Source organism: Blastococcus colisei (assembly GCF_006717095.1).
In the GTDB taxonomy this organism is placed as follows: domain Bacteria; phylum Actinomycetota; class Actinomycetes; order Mycobacteriales; family Geodermatophilaceae; genus Blastococcus_B; species Blastococcus_B colisei.
This window is the reverse complement of the sequence record NZ_VFQE01000001.1, coordinates 3,393,266-3,408,997: the sequence shown is the minus strand read 5'-3', so window position 1 is coordinate 3,408,997 and position 15,732 is coordinate 3,393,266. Positions and strand designations below refer to the sequence as shown.

General features: G+C 68.8%; 14 protein-coding genes. 9 read left to right on the top strand and 5 right to left on the bottom strand.

What is annotated here, in order from left to right:
* Positions 1-33: 33 nt before the first annotated feature.
* A complete protein-coding gene (locus FHU33_RS16240) occupies positions 34-852 on the bottom strand; it encodes an IclR family transcriptional regulator (protein WP_142026263.1) in 819 nt (272 codons plus the stop codon).
* Between the two features lie 197 nt (positions 853-1,049).
* Between FHU33_RS16240 and FHU33_RS16235 the strand changes: the two genes are divergently transcribed.
* The 9 genes from FHU33_RS16235 (at position 1,050) to FHU33_RS16190 (ending at position 11,880) form a co-directional block, all read left to right on the top strand.
* Complete coding sequence (locus FHU33_RS16235) at positions 1,050-2,336, top strand: Rieske 2Fe-2S domain-containing protein (protein WP_142027217.1); 1,287 nt, start codon at positions 1,050-1,052, stop codon at positions 2,334-2,336.
* 45 nt (positions 2,337-2,381) lie between these two features.
* Complete coding sequence (locus FHU33_RS16230) at positions 2,382-3,488, top strand: ABC transporter substrate-binding protein (protein WP_142026262.1); 1,107 nt, start codon at positions 2,382-2,384, stop codon at positions 3,486-3,488.
* Positions 3,489-3,513: 25 nt separating this feature from the next.
* On the top strand, positions 3,514-4,350 hold the full coding sequence (locus FHU33_RS16225; RefSeq protein ID WP_142026261.1) for an ABC transporter permease: 837 nt from the start codon (positions 3,514-3,516) through the stop codon (positions 4,348-4,350).
* A 50-nt stretch (positions 4,351-4,400) separates the two neighbouring features.
* Positions 4,401-5,297 (top strand): ABC transporter ATP-binding protein, encoded by an 897-nt coding sequence (locus FHU33_RS16220; protein ID WP_142026260.1) that lies wholly within the window; start codon positions 4,401-4,403, stop codon positions 5,295-5,297.
* Positions 5,298-5,314: 17 nt separating this feature from the next.
* Complete coding sequence (locus FHU33_RS16215; protein WP_170182484.1) at positions 5,315-6,427, top strand: zinc-dependent alcohol dehydrogenase; 1,113 nt, start codon at positions 5,315-5,317, stop codon at positions 6,425-6,427.
* Positions 6,428-6,455: 28 nt separating this feature from the next.
* Positions 6,456-6,965, top strand: a complete 510-nt coding sequence (locus tag FHU33_RS16210) for a hypothetical protein (protein WP_142026258.1) — start codon at positions 6,456-6,458, stop codon at positions 6,963-6,965.
* Between the two features lie 359 nt (positions 6,966-7,324).
* A complete protein-coding gene (locus FHU33_RS16205; protein WP_246063717.1) occupies positions 7,325-8,098 on the top strand; it encodes a PDR/VanB family oxidoreductase in 774 nt (257 codons plus the stop codon).
* Positions 8,099-8,437: 339 nt separating this feature from the next.
* Complete coding sequence (locus FHU33_RS16200) at positions 8,438-9,622, top strand: MFS transporter (RefSeq protein ID WP_246063950.1); 1,185 nt, start codon at positions 8,438-8,440, stop codon at positions 9,620-9,622.
* Positions 9,623-10,293: 671 nt separating this feature from the next.
* The gene (locus FHU33_RS16190; RefSeq protein ID WP_142026255.1) at positions 10,294-11,880 is read left to right on the top strand and encodes an FAD-dependent monooxygenase; all 1,587 of its coding nucleotides are present in this window, start codon (positions 10,294-10,296) and stop codon (positions 11,878-11,880) included.
* Here the strand turns inward: FHU33_RS16190 and FHU33_RS16185 are convergent, their stop codons facing one another.
* From FHU33_RS16185 to FHU33_RS16170, 4 genes are all read right to left on the bottom strand, one after another.
* Positions 11,881-12,537 carry a cyclodeaminase/cyclohydrolase family protein gene (locus tag FHU33_RS16185; RefSeq protein ID WP_142026254.1) on the bottom strand — a complete coding sequence of 219 codons (657 nt, stop codon included), beginning with the start codon at positions 12,535-12,537 and terminating at the stop codon, positions 11,881-11,883.
* 202 nt (positions 12,538-12,739) lie between these two features.
* On the bottom strand, positions 12,740-13,600 hold the full coding sequence (folD, locus tag FHU33_RS16180) for a bifunctional methylenetetrahydrofolate dehydrogenase/methenyltetrahydrofolate cyclohydrolase FolD (RefSeq protein ID WP_142026253.1): 861 nt from the start codon (positions 13,598-13,600) through the stop codon (positions 12,740-12,742).
* Between the two features lie 10 nt (positions 13,601-13,610).
* Positions 13,611-14,525, bottom strand: a complete 915-nt coding sequence (gene purU / locus FHU33_RS16175; RefSeq protein WP_142026252.1) for a formyltetrahydrofolate deformylase — start codon at positions 14,523-14,525, stop codon at positions 13,611-13,613.
* A 50-nt stretch (positions 14,526-14,575) separates the two neighbouring features.
* Positions 14,576-15,439, bottom strand: coding sequence for a methylenetetrahydrofolate reductase (locus FHU33_RS16170; RefSeq protein ID WP_142026251.1), 864 nt, complete (start codon positions 15,437-15,439; stop codon positions 14,576-14,578).
* Positions 15,440-15,732: the final 293 nt, after the last annotated feature.

Genomic DNA, 15,732 nt, shown 5'->3' with positions numbered 1-15,732 from the left:
GCCCCTCACCCGAGGTGCGACTCGACGCCGACCTCACCGAGCCACGTGCAGCCGCTCTCGCACGAGCTCGCCGCCTGCGAGGAGGGCCGGGGCGAATTCCAGGATGGCTTCGGGAGTTCCCATCCGGGAGCTCGGCGCTGAGATGCCTAACCCGGCCAATGGTTGACCAACAGTGTCGCGGAGTGCTATCGCGATGGCGCAGACGCCGTCGGCACTCTCTTCCCAGTTCGTCGCGAATCCGCGTTGGCGCGTCTCGTCCAGCTCTTCCCGCAATTCTGTCATCTCCGTCATCGCCGCGGACGTGGCGGTCGGCGGGAGGAGGCCGCCGGGATAGCGGCGTTCGAGCTCGGTCTCCGGCAGACCTGCCAGGATCGCCTTTCCGAGCGCCGTGGCGTGCGCTGGACGTACGACGCCCGTCCGGTTCCCGACACGAACCGATCGGGGACTTTCCATGCAGTCGATGAAGCGAACCGTTACGCCCTCCAGTACGGCGAGGCTGACCGTCTCCTGAGTCGTGTCGCGCAAGTGCTCCAAGACAGGGCGGGCGACATCCCGGATGTCGATGCGGCTGACGGCGGCGAGCCCGACCTCGTACAGCACCGGTCCGGGGCGGTAGGCGCCGTTCGGCCGGTCCTGGATGACAAAGCCGCGCCGGCGCAGCGACGTGAGGAGCCGATGGGCGGTCGAGCGCGCGACCCCCAGCAGCTCGGCGGCCTCGGCAACACGCAGCGCCGGCCGCTCGCCCACGAGCTGGAGCAGCCAGAGGGCGTTGTCGACGGAGCTGGTCACCGGTTCCGACGGCGTAGGAGCTTGCGCTGCCGGTTGTCGATTGCGGCGCAGATGATTCGGCATGGCGGAACTTTACCTTGCCTGCTTCCCGCTCTGGGGAATCTCTGCCAACCTGTTGCGGTGACGGCCGTCACTGGTGAATCGACGGCCGCCGAGCGGTAGCCGCTCTCCGAGGTGTCGTCGCGGTCATCAACGACGTCGCTGCCGTGAACCCGGACTGCCCGAGAGCCCAGCTGTGAGATGCGACGGAAGAGGTAGTGATGCTGACAAGGGAGCAGAACGAATTGCTCGTTCGAACCGACCCGGGAACGCCCATGGGTCGGTTGTTCCGGAGGTACTGGATCCCTGCCCTGCTGGCCGAGGAGATTCCGAGTCCTGACTGCCCGCCTGTTCGGGTGAAGTTGCTCGGCGAGAACCTGATCGCCTTTCGGGACACGCAAAACCGAATCGGGCTGCTCGACGAATTCTGCGCCCATCGAACTGCTTCGCTCTTCTTCGGCCGCAACGAAGAATGTGGACTGCGGTGCGCCTACCACGGGTGGAAATACGACGTGGAAGGAAACCTCGTCGACATGCCATCGGAGCCGGAAGGCTCCAAGTTCAAGGAACGCGTCAAGCACACGGCCTACCCCTGCGTGGAGCGTGGCGGCGTCATCTGGACCTACATGGGCCCGCCGGACCTGCAGCCGCCCGTGCCGGAACTCGAGTGGATGCTCCTCGATGACGATCAGCGCTTCATCTCCAAGCGTCTGCAGGAGTCGAACTACCTGCAGGCGATGGAGGGCGGAATCGACTCCAGCCACGTCTCCTTCGCCCACCGCTTCAACCTCGACGACGACCCGATGCACAGCGGCACAGAGGGGAACAAGTACCTCAAAGCGGACACGCGGCCGAAGTTCGAGGTCGCCGAATCCGACGGTGGGCTGCTCATCGGCGCGCGGCGGACGGCCGACGAGGAGAACTACTACTGGCGGATCACCCAGTGGATCATGCCGTGGTACACGATCATCCCGCCGTTCGGAACGCACAACCCCCTCGGCGGGCACGCCTGGGTCCCGATCGACGACGAAAACTGCTGGGCCTGGAGTTGGAACTACCACCCCGCGAGGCCCCTGTCCGAGGCCGAGCTGGACGCGATGCGGGCCGGCGACGGAATTCACGTCAAGTACATTCCCGGAACCTTCCGGCCCCTCGCCAACCGCTCGAACGACTACCTGATCGACCGGCAGGCGCAGGCGGAGAACAAGTCCTTCAGCGGCGTCGAAGGGATCTCGGCCCAGGACTTCTCCCTGCAAGAGAGCATGGGCGCGATCTGTGACCGCACCAAGGAACGCCTCGGGACGTCGGACGCGGCGATCATCCTTGCCCGCCGGCGACTCCTGGCCGCCGTCGAGCAGCTGGACGAGCTCGACGTGCTGCCCGGCTCAGCCCCGGAGCACCAACGCGTGCGCTCTACCTCTCTTCTGCTCCCGCGCTCCGTTCCGTTCGAGGAAGGAGCTCAGGAGGCGCTCATCGCTACCCCCGGACAGACCTTCGTCTCCGTCTGAGACCCACGACCCGTTCTCGAGATAGCGCTAGGAAGGAAGCATCCAATGCCCACGAACCTGAGACTCGCCCGCGCCTGCTCCGCCGGGGCAACGCTGATGGTCGCCACCATGCTCGCCGCCTGTGCAGGGGACAGTGGTGGAGACGGGGGTGGAGAGGGGACGCAGGCGGCGGGCGGTGATGCCTGCAGCGGCGAAGAAGTGGCCGTCGGCACCACGAACAGCGCCAGCGATGCTCCGCTCTACATCGCCCAGGACAAGGGCTACTTCGAGGACGAGGGACTGTCGGTGACCCTCCAGCCCTTCAACTCCGCCGCGCAGATGATCGCGCCATTGGGTGCGGGCGATCTGCAGGTCGGGGCCGGCGCTCCCTCGGCCGGGTTCTACAACGCGGTGGCGAGCGGTGTGGAGCTGCGCATCGTCGCCGACAAGGGTTCCATGCCCGAGAACTATGGCTACATGCCCCTCATGGTCCGTAAGGACTTGTTCGACTCCGGGGAGGTCACCGAGATCGCTGACCTCGAAGGTCGAACCGTGGCTGAACCCGCGCAGGGGACGGCGACTTCCTCGACGCTCGGCACGATGCTCGACAGCGCGGGCCTCACCTACGACGACGTCCAGCACGAGTACATCGGCTTCAGCGAGCACGCCACCGCGTTCGACAACGGAGCGATCGACGCCAGCCTGACCACGGAGCCGAACGCAACGGTGGCCGAGCAGCGGGGCGTCGCGGTCCGCATGGCCACCCCGCCGGAGTTCTACGACAACCAGCAGCTCGCCGTCCTGCTCTACAGCGGAGCGTTCGCCGACGAGTCGGCCGAGGTCGGACACTGCTTCATGCGCGCCTACATGCAAGCCGCGCGGGATTACGTGGATGCGTTCCAGGACGGGGAACTGACCGGCGAGGCGGGTGACGAGATCGCGGAGATCGTCACCGGTGCCACCGGTCTCGACCCCGAGCTGTACCGCGAGATCGTCCCGAACTACGTGGACCCGAGCGGTGCGGTGAACATGGACAGCCTGCAGAAGGACTACGAGTTCCTCTCGGAACAGGGACTCATCGACGGCGAGGTCGCGGTGGAGGACATCGTCGACTCGTCGTTCGCAGAAGCCGCGGTCGAAGACCTGGGTGAGTACAGCCCGGGCGACGACTGAGCCTGAACGGCGCGGAAGGATCGGCATGACCACCACCGCACTTCCACAGACCGACGTCACCAACCCCGTCCTCGAGCCACCCAAGGCCCGGCGGCGACGATTCACCGGTCGGACCCGGGACAATCTGCTCGCCGTCGCGACCCCGGTCCTGCTGCTGGCTCTCTGGGAGTTGCTGGCCCAAACCGGTGTCATAGACACCCGCTTCTTCCCGGCACCGAGCAGAATCTTCGAGCGGATGCTCGACCTCATGGCGACCGGCCAGCTGCTGGACCACATGCTCGCCAGCCTCCAGCGCTTGTTCATCGGATTCTGGGTAGGGCTGATCCCGGCGCTGATCCTCGGCGTGATCATGGGGCTGAGCCGACCGGTTCGCGCCGCATTCAGTCCCCTGGTCTCCGGCACGTATCCCATTCCCAAGAGCGCGCTCCTGCCGCTCATCCTGTTGATCTTTGGACTCGGCGAGAGCTCCAAGATCGTCATGGTCGCCATCGGCGTGTTCTACCCCGTCGTCATGAACACCATGGCGGGAGTCATGCAGGTCGCTCCCATCTACTACGACGTGGCCAATAACTACGGGGCCAGTAAGTGGCAGGTGTTCCGATCGGTAGCCGTGCCGGGCGCCATGCCAAACATCATGACGGGAATCGAACTCGGCGCAGGCCTGGGACTGATCCTGATCGCCATCGCCGAGATGGTCGGCGCCACGTCGGGGCTCGGATTCATGATCTGGAACGCCTGGCAGTTGTTCTCGGTCGAGACCATGTACGTCGGCTTGCTGGTCATCGCGATCATCGGCTACCTGCTCTCGGTCGTCATCGGCCTGGTCGCCCGACTGGTCATGCCCTGGAGAGCCGAGCGGTGATCCAGGAACCAAGGGGAAGCGCGCCTGCGCGCCCGGTGAGGGGACAGAAGATGGCCGTAGGGACCAGTTCATCGGCAGCAGTCGCGACGCACGTCGGCGCCACGCCGACTGCGGGCGACGCTGCCGAGACCGACATCAAGGTCTCGATCCGAGGCCTCGTGAAGCAGTTCGACACCAAGGGCAGGGCGGTCACGGCCCTGTCGAAGCTGGACCTCGACATCCCACGGGGACAGTTCTTCGTCATCGTGGGGCCGAGTGGCTGTGGGAAGACCACCTTGCTTCGCATCGTGGCCGGCCTGGAGGAACCCACCGCCGGTGAGGTGGTGGTCCGCGAGCACAGCAAGGAGAGGCCGGCCAACTCGATGGTCTTCCAGGGGGACTCCATCTTCCCGTGGATGACGGTGTGGGAGAACGCCTCGTACGGCCTCCGGCTGCGGGGCGTCCCGGCGAAGGAGATCAAGGAAACCGTGGGGGAGTACCTCCAGAAGACGGGGCTGAGCGACTTCCGGGACAGTTATCCGCACCAGCTCTCGGGTGGGATGCGCCAACGGGTCTCGATCGCCCGGGCCTTCGCCAACGACCCCGACGTGCTACTGATGGACGAGCCGTTCTCCGCCCTGGACGAGCAGAACAAGACACTCCTCCAATCGGAGCTCCTGCGAATCTGGGACGAGACACGCAAGACGGTGCTCTTCATCACCCACAGCGTGGACGAGGCCGTCACGCTCGGGGACAGGATCATGGTCATGACCGCGCGTCCCGGTGCGGCCAAGGCGTTCGTCGATGTCCCGTTCGAGCGGCCGAGGGACGTTCTGGAAATTCGGCACCGGCCCGAGTACGGCGAGATCGTCTACGACATCTGGCAGAACCTCCGTGATGAGGTCGCGCGCAGCCACAGCGAGAGCCAGGCGAACGTCCCGACGGGGAAGCGGAGATTCCGCCGATGACGACCGCGAGTCGTTCGGTGGCTTCCACCGTCTCATTCGCGGGCGGAGCACTGGCCAGCGTCGCCCTTCCGGGAGGCGACGCGGAGACCCGGCGGTTCCCGATGCCCGGGTGCGATGCCGGCACCGGCTGGCTGCGCGTCGAGGCCAGCGGGATCTGCGGAACGGATGTCGCGCTGAGCTCGACGATCAGCGCACCGACGATCCTGGGTCACCACGTCGTCGGCGAGATCGCCGAACTCGGCGCTGCCGCGGCGCGCTCATGGGGAGTTGCCGTCGGGGATCGCGTGGTCCTGGAGGAGTACCTGCCCTGTGGGAGGTGCACGACCTGTCGCGACGGGCATTACCGCCTGTGTCCCACCACCGACCTGTGGAGGGGCGGTCGGCGCGTCGGACTGGTGCCCGTCGAGGAGAGTCCGTCGTTGTGGGGAGGGAACGCGGAGTACGTCTACCTGTCCGAGAACACGGTGATGCATGCACTCCCCGCTTCTCTCGACCCGGAGGTTGCGTCCTGGACCCTGCCCTTGGCCAACGCCCTCGACTGGGTCCAGGGTGCCGGCGAACTCCGGGCCGGAGAGACGGTGGTGATCATCGGTCCGGGCTACCACGGACTGGCCGCCGTCGAGGCCGCCGTCCAGGGCAACGCCGGCATGGTAATCGTCTGCGGTCGTACCGAGGACCGGCAGCGCCTCGCCCTCGCCGAGAAGCAGGGGGCCGTGGTCGTCGACGTCTCGACCGTCGACGTCGCGGCCGCGATCGCTGACATGACCGACGGCGGCATGGCAGATCTGGTGCTCGACACCGCGGGTTCGGGGCCAGCGACGTTCAGCCTGGCCGCTTCGCTGGTCGGACGCTTCGGCCGTCTGGTCGTGGCCGGGGCGAAGAGCCCCTCGGAGGCATCGATCGACACCGCTCGACTGGTCCGTGACCTGCTCACGGTCCGAGGGGTGCGCGGTCGTTCCCCGGACAACGTGCGACGCAGCATCGACCTGTTGTCAGTGGGCGCATCCACGCTCGGGCACGTCCCGACCCACGCGATCGGACTGAGCGATGTCGGTCCCATGCTGCGTCGACTGAGCGAGGGGAGGGGGCCGGACACGCCTCACGTGGTCGTTCGTCCAGGCGTCCACTGAACAGATCGACGATGAGGACGGAGAAGCGATGAACAAGCTCAGGCGCTCCTACGAGGCGCGCGTCCTGCTCATCCCGTTGGGACCGTCCGGCTTACGCACGGCCGACGAGATGGCAAGGGCCGGATTGGACGGACTCGTCGTGGCGACGGTGGATCCGTCGGTTCCGCAGCAGGACGGCCAAGGATTGATCGCAGTCAGCCGGCCGCTCGGCGCCCACGGTTGGCGGGAGCCGTCGCCCGGTGAGCCGCTGCACCACGTGGTTCGTGACGCCGACATCGTCATCCTGCTGGCATCTGACCTCAGCGACGTCTCTGCCGCCCTGTGCGAGGAGGCGGCTGCGGCTGCCTCGAGGAGTGGAGCGCTGACGGCGGCAGTCGTCGTCGGATCGGGGCACTGGGACACGCACGCAGGAAGCACCGGCATGGTGGCCCTGCGCCGGTCCGTCGACATGCTCGTGGTGGTCAAGGGTCTGCAGTTGGCGGCGCCCTTCCTGGATGTGCTGCGTGGCGGAGCCCGACCGGACGTCGTCGTTGCCTGAACCCGCCCACCACTCAGGAAAAGACAGTCAGGAGCTTTCGAATGTCCGCATTGCCTGAGTCGGGAAACCCGGCGGCCGATCGGGATGCCCCTCTGGCGACCGAGCCGGCGGAAGCCGCAGGAACCCGTACCGCTCCGGTGCCCGAGCCGCATGATCAGTTCGCGCCACGGAAGTTGTTGGTTCGGCAGGCGACGTGGGAGGCGGACGGAGTCATGTCGCTGTGCCTGGTCGACCCGGACCAGCGTGAGCTGCCCCCTTGGGAGCCCGGTGCCCACCTGGATCTCCTGTTGACCTCAGGACTCGTCCGGCAGTACTCGCTCTGCGGGGACCCCGAGGACCGGTTCTCCTACATCGTGGCGGTGCTCCGCGAGCCGTACGGCCGAGGCGGGTCGAAGGAAGTGCACGACACCGCACTGGTCGGCAAGCTCCTCACCGTTCGCGGCCCGCGCAACCACTTCGAGCTGGTCCCGGCCAAGCGCTATCTCTTCATCGCCGGGGGCATCGGCATCACCCCTATCCGCGCCATGGTGGAACACGTCAACAGGAGAGGCGACGATTGGCGTCTGGTGTACGGCGGTCGTTCTCGGAGCTCCATGGCGTTCCTCTCGGAATTGACCGGCTACGGTGAGGACCGCGTCCAGCTGGTCCCTCAGGACGAAAAGGGCATGCTCGACCTTGACGCCGTGCTGGAGACGGCCGAGCCGGACACGGTCGTCTACTGCTGTGGGCCCGAGGGGCTGATCCGATCGGTGGAGCAACGGTGTCTGCGCACACCGGCCCGGGAAATCCACGTCGAACGCTTCGGAGCCACCGGCGCCCTCAAGAAGGCTGCGGTCGCGGTCCCCGTCGTCGAGGACACGGACCAGCAGAGCTTCGAGGTGGAGCTGCGCCGGTCCGGCGCGACCATGACCGTCCCGCCGGACCGAACCATCCTCGAGGTCGTCCGCGAGGCCGTGCCTGAGGCGATGTCATCCTGCGAGGAGGGCTTCTGTGGCACGTGCGAGACGAAGGTCCTCGAGGGAATTCCGGAGCACCACGACACCATCCTCTCTCCTGCGGAAAGGGAGAAGGGGAAGACCATGATGATCTGTGTCGGTCGATCCAAGACGCCACGGCTCGTGCTCGATCTCTGACCTCCCTTGCCGGCCCGAAGGTACGGGCGAGCGGCTGTCGCGCGATGCCGAGGACGTCGGACGTCGCCGGCGGAGGGAGCATGACGCCAACCCGCAATTCACGACGCTTCCGCCCGTAGCGCCGTCCCACCGTCGCGGGGCGGGGTCGGCAGGAGTGCTCCGACGAAGCCGCGGCAGGTGGATGAGTCAGCGCGCCCGCCGGCGAGAGGCTCCGAGCGGCCTGCCATCGCCCGACTGGAGATCGTGAGTCCACGCACGATGAGTAGACGAGAGACGAGCATGCTCCGGTCTGGAAGGGCGGCTCGCGGACCCAACGGCCACCAGGACGGCGAACACGTGATGCGGAAGTTCGCCTTCGGGACCAATCTGGCGATCGCGATGGGAGCCGGCCCGCTCCTGCTCTACGCACTGAGCGCAATGAGCGCTCTGGTGATCACCGACCTGGAGCTGAGCCGAACTCAATTCGGTTCCCTCGCGACTTTCGCCTTCGTCGTTGCCGCCGCCAGCTCGGCAGTCCTGGGGCGGTCGGTAGACCGCTACAGCGGCCGGTCGGTCATGATCGCGCTCTATGTCGGATGTGCTCTGGCGATCATCCTTGCCGCGGTCGCCGGGTCGATGGCCTGGCTCCTGGTCGCCGTAGCCATATCCGGTTGTGCTCAGTCGCTGTCGAACCCGGTGACCAACCGTCTGATCTCCACGCATGTCGTCACCGGACGCCGAGGCCTGCTGATGGGGACGAAGCAGGCGGGTGTCCAGATGAGTCAGTTCTTCGCGGGAGCGGCGCTGCCGGCGCTCGCGCTGCTCTTGGGATGGCGTGGGGCGATGGCTCTCTGCTCACTCGTGGCCGTCGTCGGACTCATGCTCGTGCGGAGGTCCATCCCCGCCGACCGGCTGACCGCTGCAGCATCCGTCGTGCGCTCCCCACCTGGGCGGCTGCCCACGGCGGTCTGGTGGCTGGCGGCCTACGCAGTCCTCACCGGTGCTGCCCTGCAGGCGGCCAATACGTATCTCCCGCTGTTCGCCTACGAAGAGCTCGGGCTGTCCGTCACCGTGGCGGGCTTGAGCGCAGCGGTGGTCGGTGGAATTGGGCTGATCGCCAGAATCGGCTTCGGTCACGTCGCGGACCGGATGGCGCACCCCCATCGAGCACTGAGTGCTCTCGCGGGGACCGCTGCCCTGGGGGCCATGTCTCTGCTCGCTGCGAGCATCACCGGCCTGTCGTGGTTGATGTGGTCAGGGGCGGCCATCTTCGGTGCGAGGGGTATTGCCACGAACGTCGTCGTGATGATCGCGTTGCTGCGAGTGAGCCCGCTGCGAATCGTCGGTACCGCTTCCGGCACCGTGGCCATCGGTCTCTACCTCGGCTTCGCCTTGGGGCCGATCTCCTTCGGCTTCATCGTCGACGCCTCAGGCTCCTACCACTTCGGCTGGCTGGCCATGACGGTGGCGTACGGTGCTGCGTCGCTCCTGGGACTCCTCTGGGGCCGGCGACAAGCCGTCACGGACAGCACAAGAAACGTCTAAGGAAGAATGTTGCCGAACTGCGGTTCTTTTTCCCTCAAGCCTCAGTGCGTGCTGCGTGACGGCTACCGCCTGACCCTCGATTCGAAGTGGGAGCCGCGCCCCGGGATGGTCGGCTGGGTGGTCACCTACCCGTCGGTATCGGTTTCGCTGTCGGTAATGGTCACAGTCGCCGGCGACCGGCGTCGTCTACGCCGAGGTAGCACTGGTCTTGGGTCCATTGTCGTATTGCTCCGCAACGACGGCGCCAACCATTTGGGTCAGGGAGTTGCGGTGGGGACAGATGCCGCCCACGTCGGTGCGCCGGCGTCTCTCCCGGTCGAGCCGCAGGTCCGCCCAACGAAGCTCTCGTCATCTGCGGAAGGGAACTCTTACGGTGTGGCGCGTCCGAATTTCTCCGAGCCGGTGCCGCACGGAATCCCACGATCGTCCAGCGTCGGGGCAGTCCCGTGCCCGTCGCGGTTCGGGTGTGGGGACGGTCATTCCGCGTGTGCTCGTCGAGCCCTCGAGGGCGTTGGCGGGCGCCGCGTGGGGCCGGCCGCCGTCGCAGGCCAGGAGCAGCAACCCGTCGTCCATCCCACAGGAGGAGCAACGCGCATGATCACTTACCCTGCCACCCCTTGGGCCGGCGGCGACCCTCACCGTTCCGGTGCCAGCCTCCGGGCAGCCGCCCGATGACCGGCCGGCGGATCCGGTCCCAGGTGGTCATCGTGGGTGGCGGGCCGGTCGGGATGGGTCTGGCGATCGACCTCGGCCAGTGCGGCATCCGGTGCGCCGTGATCGAGCGGCGCGTCGAGCCGCAGCCAGTGCCGAAGGGCCAGAACCTCACCCAGCGGACGATGGAGCACATGCGCGCCTGGGGGGTCGAGCAGCGCGTCCGGGCCGGCCGCCCCCTCCCGGCCGGGGAGGGGGCCCGGGGCCTGACCGCCTACGGCACGCTGCTCGGGGAGTACTCCTACGAGTGGCTGCGGCGCAGCGCCGTCCGCCGGTTCTACGCGACGGACAACGAGAGGCTCCCGCAGTACGCCACCGAGCGGGCGCTGCGGGACCGCGTCGCGGAGCTGCCCAGCGTCTCGGTGCACTACGGCTGGCGGGCGGAGGACGTGAGCCAGTCCGAGGAAGGGGTCCGCGTCCAGGCACGCGACGCGTCGGGCGAGGTGCTGGAGGTCGAGGCCGAGCACGGGGTGGGCTGCGACGGCAGCCGGTCCCGGCTGCGGGAGGGAGCGGGCATCGGCCAGGACCGGACTGACCACGAGCAGATGATGGTGCTGCTCGTCTTCCGGTCGACACGGCTCGACGAACTGGTCGGGCGTCATCCGGGCACGTCATTCTTCAACGTCCTGCACCCGGCTCTCGAGGGCTACTGGCAGTTCCTCGGCCGCGTGGATGCCGAGAAGACGTGGTTCTTTCACGCCCCCGTGGACGTGGAAGCCGCGGACGCCTCCATCGACTTCCGTCCGCTGCTCTGGCGGGCGGTCGGCGCCGAGTTCGACGTCGAGCTCCAGCACGTTGGGTTCTGGGACATGAGGTTCGCTCTCGCCGAGCGCTACCGGAACGGGCGCCTCTTCGTCGCCGGGGATGCCGCCCACAGCCACCCGCCCTACGGCGGCTACGGCATCAACACCGGGTTCGAGGACGCCGCGAACCTCGGCTGGAAGCTCGCGGCCACCCTGCAGGGATGGGGCGGACCCCACCTGCTCGACTCCTACGACGCGGAACGGCGGCCGGTCTTCGCCTCGACCAGGGACGACTTCATCGCCCGCTCCATCCAGGTCGACAGGGACTTCCTCGCCTCGCACGACCCGGACATCGACCGGGAGGCCTTCGAGGCCGCGTGGGCGGCCCGGGCGGAGGCCGCCGCGGTGGAGGTCGGCGCCTACGAACCCCACTACGAGGGCTCCCCCGTCATCCCGGCCGGTGGCGGTGGGCCGCCCAGCGCCCTTGGGTCCCATGAGACGCGCGCCCGGGCGGGGCACCACCTGGCCGCCCAGCCGGAGGGCACGGACGTCGACCTGTTCGACCAGCTGGCAGCCGGCGGATTCGTCCTGGTGCGCGCCGGAACGTCGGGGGACGAGCTCGTCGCGGCAGCGGAGCGGGCCTCGGTGCCCGTGCGGATGGTGGACGTCGGCGAGGACGTACGGAACGCCTACGGCGCGGATCTCGTGCTGGTGCGCCCCGACCAGTACGTCGCCTGGGCCGGAGACGCGTGCGAGGACGCCGAGGCGCTGGTCGCCACCGCGGTCGGGCGGACAGTCCGCTGATCAGCGGCGGATGAGGTCGCGGACCTCCGCCTCCACGGCGTCGGCCCGCCGAGCCAGGTCGTCGACCACCGCGACGGCGGCGCTCAGCTCGGCGTAGGCGTTCTGGTCGTCGATGCCGGCGAGGTTCGTCTCGACGGCGAGCCGCGCCGTCGAGGCAGCGGCGCGGGCAGCCGCGACGGCTGCGGCGACATCGCTGATGAGATTGCGGTTGGCGATCGGCAGCAGCCGTTCGGCCAGCGACGCCAGCTGCACGGCCGACTCGATGATCTTCCGCGGCGGCTGGGCCGCGTCCAGCTGTGCCGCGCTGAGGGCGCGGCGGCGGGACTCCTGCTGCTCCTCGGACTCCCTGGGCAGCTTCATCGCCTCGGCCACCGCGGAGAACGCCTGCTGGTCCTCGGCAGCGCCCTCCAGGCAGGCGTCACGCTGGGCATCGGCGTCCGCGACGATCTCGCGCACCACGTCGGCGTGCTCCTCGTCGGTGGTGAAGCGACCGACCATCGCGATGAGAGAGGCGGACAGCGCGGCCTCGATCCCCGCCGTGGCGCCGGCGCCAGGAGCGGCCATGCGGGCGGCCAGCTGGCCGAGGAACTCACCGAGCGACTGGCCGTCGAGCTCGTCGGCGGTCGGGGACTCTGCTGTCGTGGCGTTCGCGTCCATGGCCTCGATGCGGGGGTAGGGGCACGGCTGGGGAAGGCGCCGACGGGCGCCGGTCGGGCCTGCGGAGATGTGATCGTCGGTCTCCCGCGCCGGTCCGGCCACTCGGAGCCGGCGACGCCTCCCCGGGGCCGAGGCATGCTCAGCCGCCCGGCCCGGCCCGGCCCGGCCCGCCCCGCCCCAGCTCGGGCCCGGGGCGGGGCCATCAGTCGCTGCGGCCCTGCTGTGCCTTGGCCGCGATCAGCGTGTTCGCCAGCAGCATGGCGATCGTCATGGGCCCGACGCCCCCGGGCACGGGGGTGACCAGGCCGGCGACCTCCGCGACGGCCGCGGTGTCGACGTCGCCGTGCAGGCCTTCCTCGCCGCGGTGGATGCCGACGTCGATGACGGTGGCCCCGGGCTTGACCGCGTCCGGCCCGACCAGCCCCGGGATGCCGGCTGCGACGACGAGCACATCGGCGCGACGGCACACCTCGGCGAGGTCGCGGGTGCGGGAGTGGCAGATGGTCACCGTGGCATGGCGCTCCAGCAGCAGCTGCGCCATGGGCTTGCCGACGAGGACGGACCGGCCGACGACGACGGCCTCGACCCCCTGGAGGGGGACGTCGTACTGGTCCAGCAGGGCCATGACGCCGGAGGGGGTGCACGGCCGCAGCCCGGACCGGCCCTGCGCCAGGAGACCGGCGTTGGCCGTGGTCAGCCCGTCGACGTCCTTCTCGGCCGGGATGCGGGCGAGCAGCGACTCGGAGTCCAGGTGTGCCGGCGTGGGCAGCTGGAGCAGGATGCCGGACACGGCCGGGTCGGCGGCGAGCTCGTCGATCAGCGCGGCGGCCTCCGCCTGTCCGACGTCCCCGGGCAGGTGCCGGTGCAGGTCCTGCATGCCCGCCGCGACGCAGGACCTGCGCTTGTTCCGGACGTAGACCTCGGACGCGGGGTCGTCGCCGATGAGCACCGTGGCGAGCCCGGGCGCGGTTCCGCCCCCGGCGACCAGTTGCTCGACGCCCTTCGCCACGTCCTCGCGCACCTGCCGCGCGACCGCCTTGCCATCGATCACCTGTGCTGTCATCGCATGCTCCTCAGAAGACGATCGTGGTGTTGCCGTGCCGGGCGACCCGGTCCTCGAGGTGCCACCGCACGGCCCGGGACAGCACCGCCCGCTCGACGTCGGCGCCGAGGCGGACCAGGTCGCCGGCGCTGTGCCGGTGGTCGACCCGGACGACGTCCTGCTCGATGATCGGTCCCTCGTCCAGGTCCGCGGTCACGTAGTGCGCCGTCGCCCCGATCAGCTTCACGCCCCGGTCCTTGGCCTTCTGGTAGGGGCCGGCGCCGATGAAGGCGGGCAGGAACGAGTGGTGGATGTTGATCAGCGGGGCGCCGACCTCGGTCAGGAACCCGGGCGTGATGATCTGCATGTACCGGGCCAGGACGACGAGATCGACGTTGCCGCGCAGCAGGTCGAGGATCCGCTGCTCGGCCTCCGCCCGGTTGGCGCGGGTGGCCGGGACGTGGAAGTACGGCACGCCGAACGGGCGGACCTGATCGGCCAGGTCGGGGTGGTTGGAGATGACCATCGCGACCTGCATGTCCAGCTCGCCCCGGCGGTCGCGCCACAGCAGGTCGAGCAGGCAGTGGTCGGCCTTGGACGCGAGGATCGCGACCCGCTTGGGCTTGGCCGCCTCGCTGAACCGGAACTCCATCCCGAACTGTTCCGCGACCTCGATGGCGAAGCCGCGCTCCAGCTCGTCGCGTGCCGCGGGCAGTCCCGCCAGATGGAACTCGGTGCGCTGGAAGAAGGAGCCCCCCTCCTCCGCGGTGGAGTGCTGGTCGAGCGTGACGATGTTCGCGCCCGCCTTGGTGAGGAACGTGCTGACCGCGGCGACGATCCCGGGCTTGTCGGGGCACTGCACGAGCAGGCGGCCGTGGTCGACGTCCTCCTTCCCGGCGTGCGGGGAGCGGGGCAGGGTGGAGGTGGTCGGGGCTGCTGAGGTCATGGCCTCTCCGGGTCGGGCCCGGCCGCGGGGGCGGGAGCGGATGGTGGCGGTCAGGAGAGACTCTGCAACGTCTTCTTCCGCCACTCCTCGGTGGGCTCCAGATCGTTGAACGTGAAGACGTGAAAACCGGCGATGGTGTTGTCCGGCTGACCCATGTGCGGCGCCAGTCCCTTGATGATCTTGGCAGGGTTGTAGCCCCCGGGGAGGAAGAACCGCCAGAGCAGTGTCTGCTGCTTCTTCAGGAACTTCGCCGACTCGCCGATGCCCAGTCCGCTGGAGACGCGCAGCAGCTTCTGGCGGTGGACCGCCCCGGGCACGCCGATGTGGACCGGGAGGTCGATGCCGCGGCGGTGCAGCTCCCGCGCCCAGTCCAGGATCACCTTCGGGTCGAACACCATCTGGGTCTTGATGTGGGTGGCCAGCGGGGCCTTGTCCTTCAGCGCCTGGAACAGCACGTCCTCCGACGCGGAGGGGTGCCCCTCCGGGTGGCCGGCGATGCCGATGTCGGTGAAGCCGTGATCCATCTCGTGCAGCGCCACGAGCACGTCGTGCGCGTGCCTGAATTCGGTGGGGATGTCGGTCGGGTCGCCACCGACGACGAACACCTCGGTGACGCCGGCCTCGCGGCAGCGGGCCACGATCTCGGCGAGGTGGGCGCGGTCGCGGATCTGCTGGGCCGAGAGGTGCGGGGCCACCGTGTAACCGTGCCCGACGAGCGCGACGGTGAGGTCGATGGTGACGTCCTGGCCCTTGGCCGCGGACGCGGTGACGGTCAGCCGTACGTCCTTCGGCACGTGCTGCAGCACCGCCTGCTCGGTCTTCTTGAACGGGATCACCTCGTAGCCGAGGGTCTCGAATGCCTTCTTCAGGGAAGCGCGGGCCGCGGGCTCGCGGACGGTGATGGCGCGGTTCACGAAGTCGCCTTCTCTCTGGGCCGGCAGATCGGTCGCTGTGGGTCGGGCTCCGCAGTTCGTCGGGACGGGTGCCGGCCGGAGACCATCGATCGCCTCTCGCGAACACCTCGACCGAGCGGTCGGGGCGGCACGGTCGCCGGGACGCGCGAGTGCCGGCGACGGCGACCGCCCCGCCAGACGAGCCTAGGAACTGCACTGTGGCGCAGGCCACGGTGGAACGTCGGCACCCTCCTGGCCGGTTCGGCCGGTCGACCACGAGACATCTGACGTACGCGGGCCGGCGCCGAGGTGCG

What these genes read in the sequence shown, in the direction of transcription:
- FHU33_RS16185 (WP_142026254.1), bottom strand. Translation starts at nt 12,537, where the DNA reads ATGGACGCGAACGCCACGACAGCAGAGTCCCCGACCGCCGACGAGCTC.
- purU (WP_142026252.1), bottom strand. Translation starts at nt 14,525, where the DNA reads ATGACCTCAGCAGCCCCGACCACCTCCACCCTGCCCCGCTCCCCGCAC.
- FHU33_RS16235 (WP_142027217.1), top strand. Translation starts at nt 1,050, where the DNA reads ATGCTGACAAGGGAGCAGAACGAATTGCTCGTTCGAACCGACCCGGGA.
- FHU33_RS16210 (WP_142026258.1), top strand. Translation starts at nt 6,456, where the DNA reads ATGAACAAGCTCAGGCGCTCCTACGAGGCGCGCGTCCTGCTCATCCCG.
- FHU33_RS16220 (WP_142026260.1), top strand. Translation starts at nt 4,401, where the DNA reads ATGGCCGTAGGGACCAGTTCATCGGCAGCAGTCGCGACGCACGTCGGC.
- FHU33_RS16230 (WP_142026262.1), top strand. Translation starts at nt 2,382, where the DNA reads ATGCCCACGAACCTGAGACTCGCCCGCGCCTGCTCCGCCGGGGCAACG.
- FHU33_RS16240 (WP_142026263.1), bottom strand. Translation starts at nt 852, where the DNA reads ATGCCGAATCATCTGCGCCGCAATCGACAACCGGCAGCGCAAGCTCCT.
- FHU33_RS16200 (WP_246063950.1), top strand. Translation starts at nt 8,438, where the DNA reads ATGCGGAAGTTCGCCTTCGGGACCAATCTGGCGATCGCGATGGGAGCC.
- folD (WP_142026253.1), bottom strand. Translation starts at nt 13,600, where the DNA reads ATGACAGCACAGGTGATCGATGGCAAGGCGGTCGCGCGGCAGGTGCGC.
- FHU33_RS16190 (WP_142026255.1), top strand. Translation starts at nt 10,294, where the DNA reads ATGACCGGCCGGCGGATCCGGTCCCAGGTGGTCATCGTGGGTGGCGGG.
- FHU33_RS16225 (WP_142026261.1), top strand. Translation starts at nt 3,514, where the DNA reads ATGACCACCACCGCACTTCCACAGACCGACGTCACCAACCCCGTCCTC.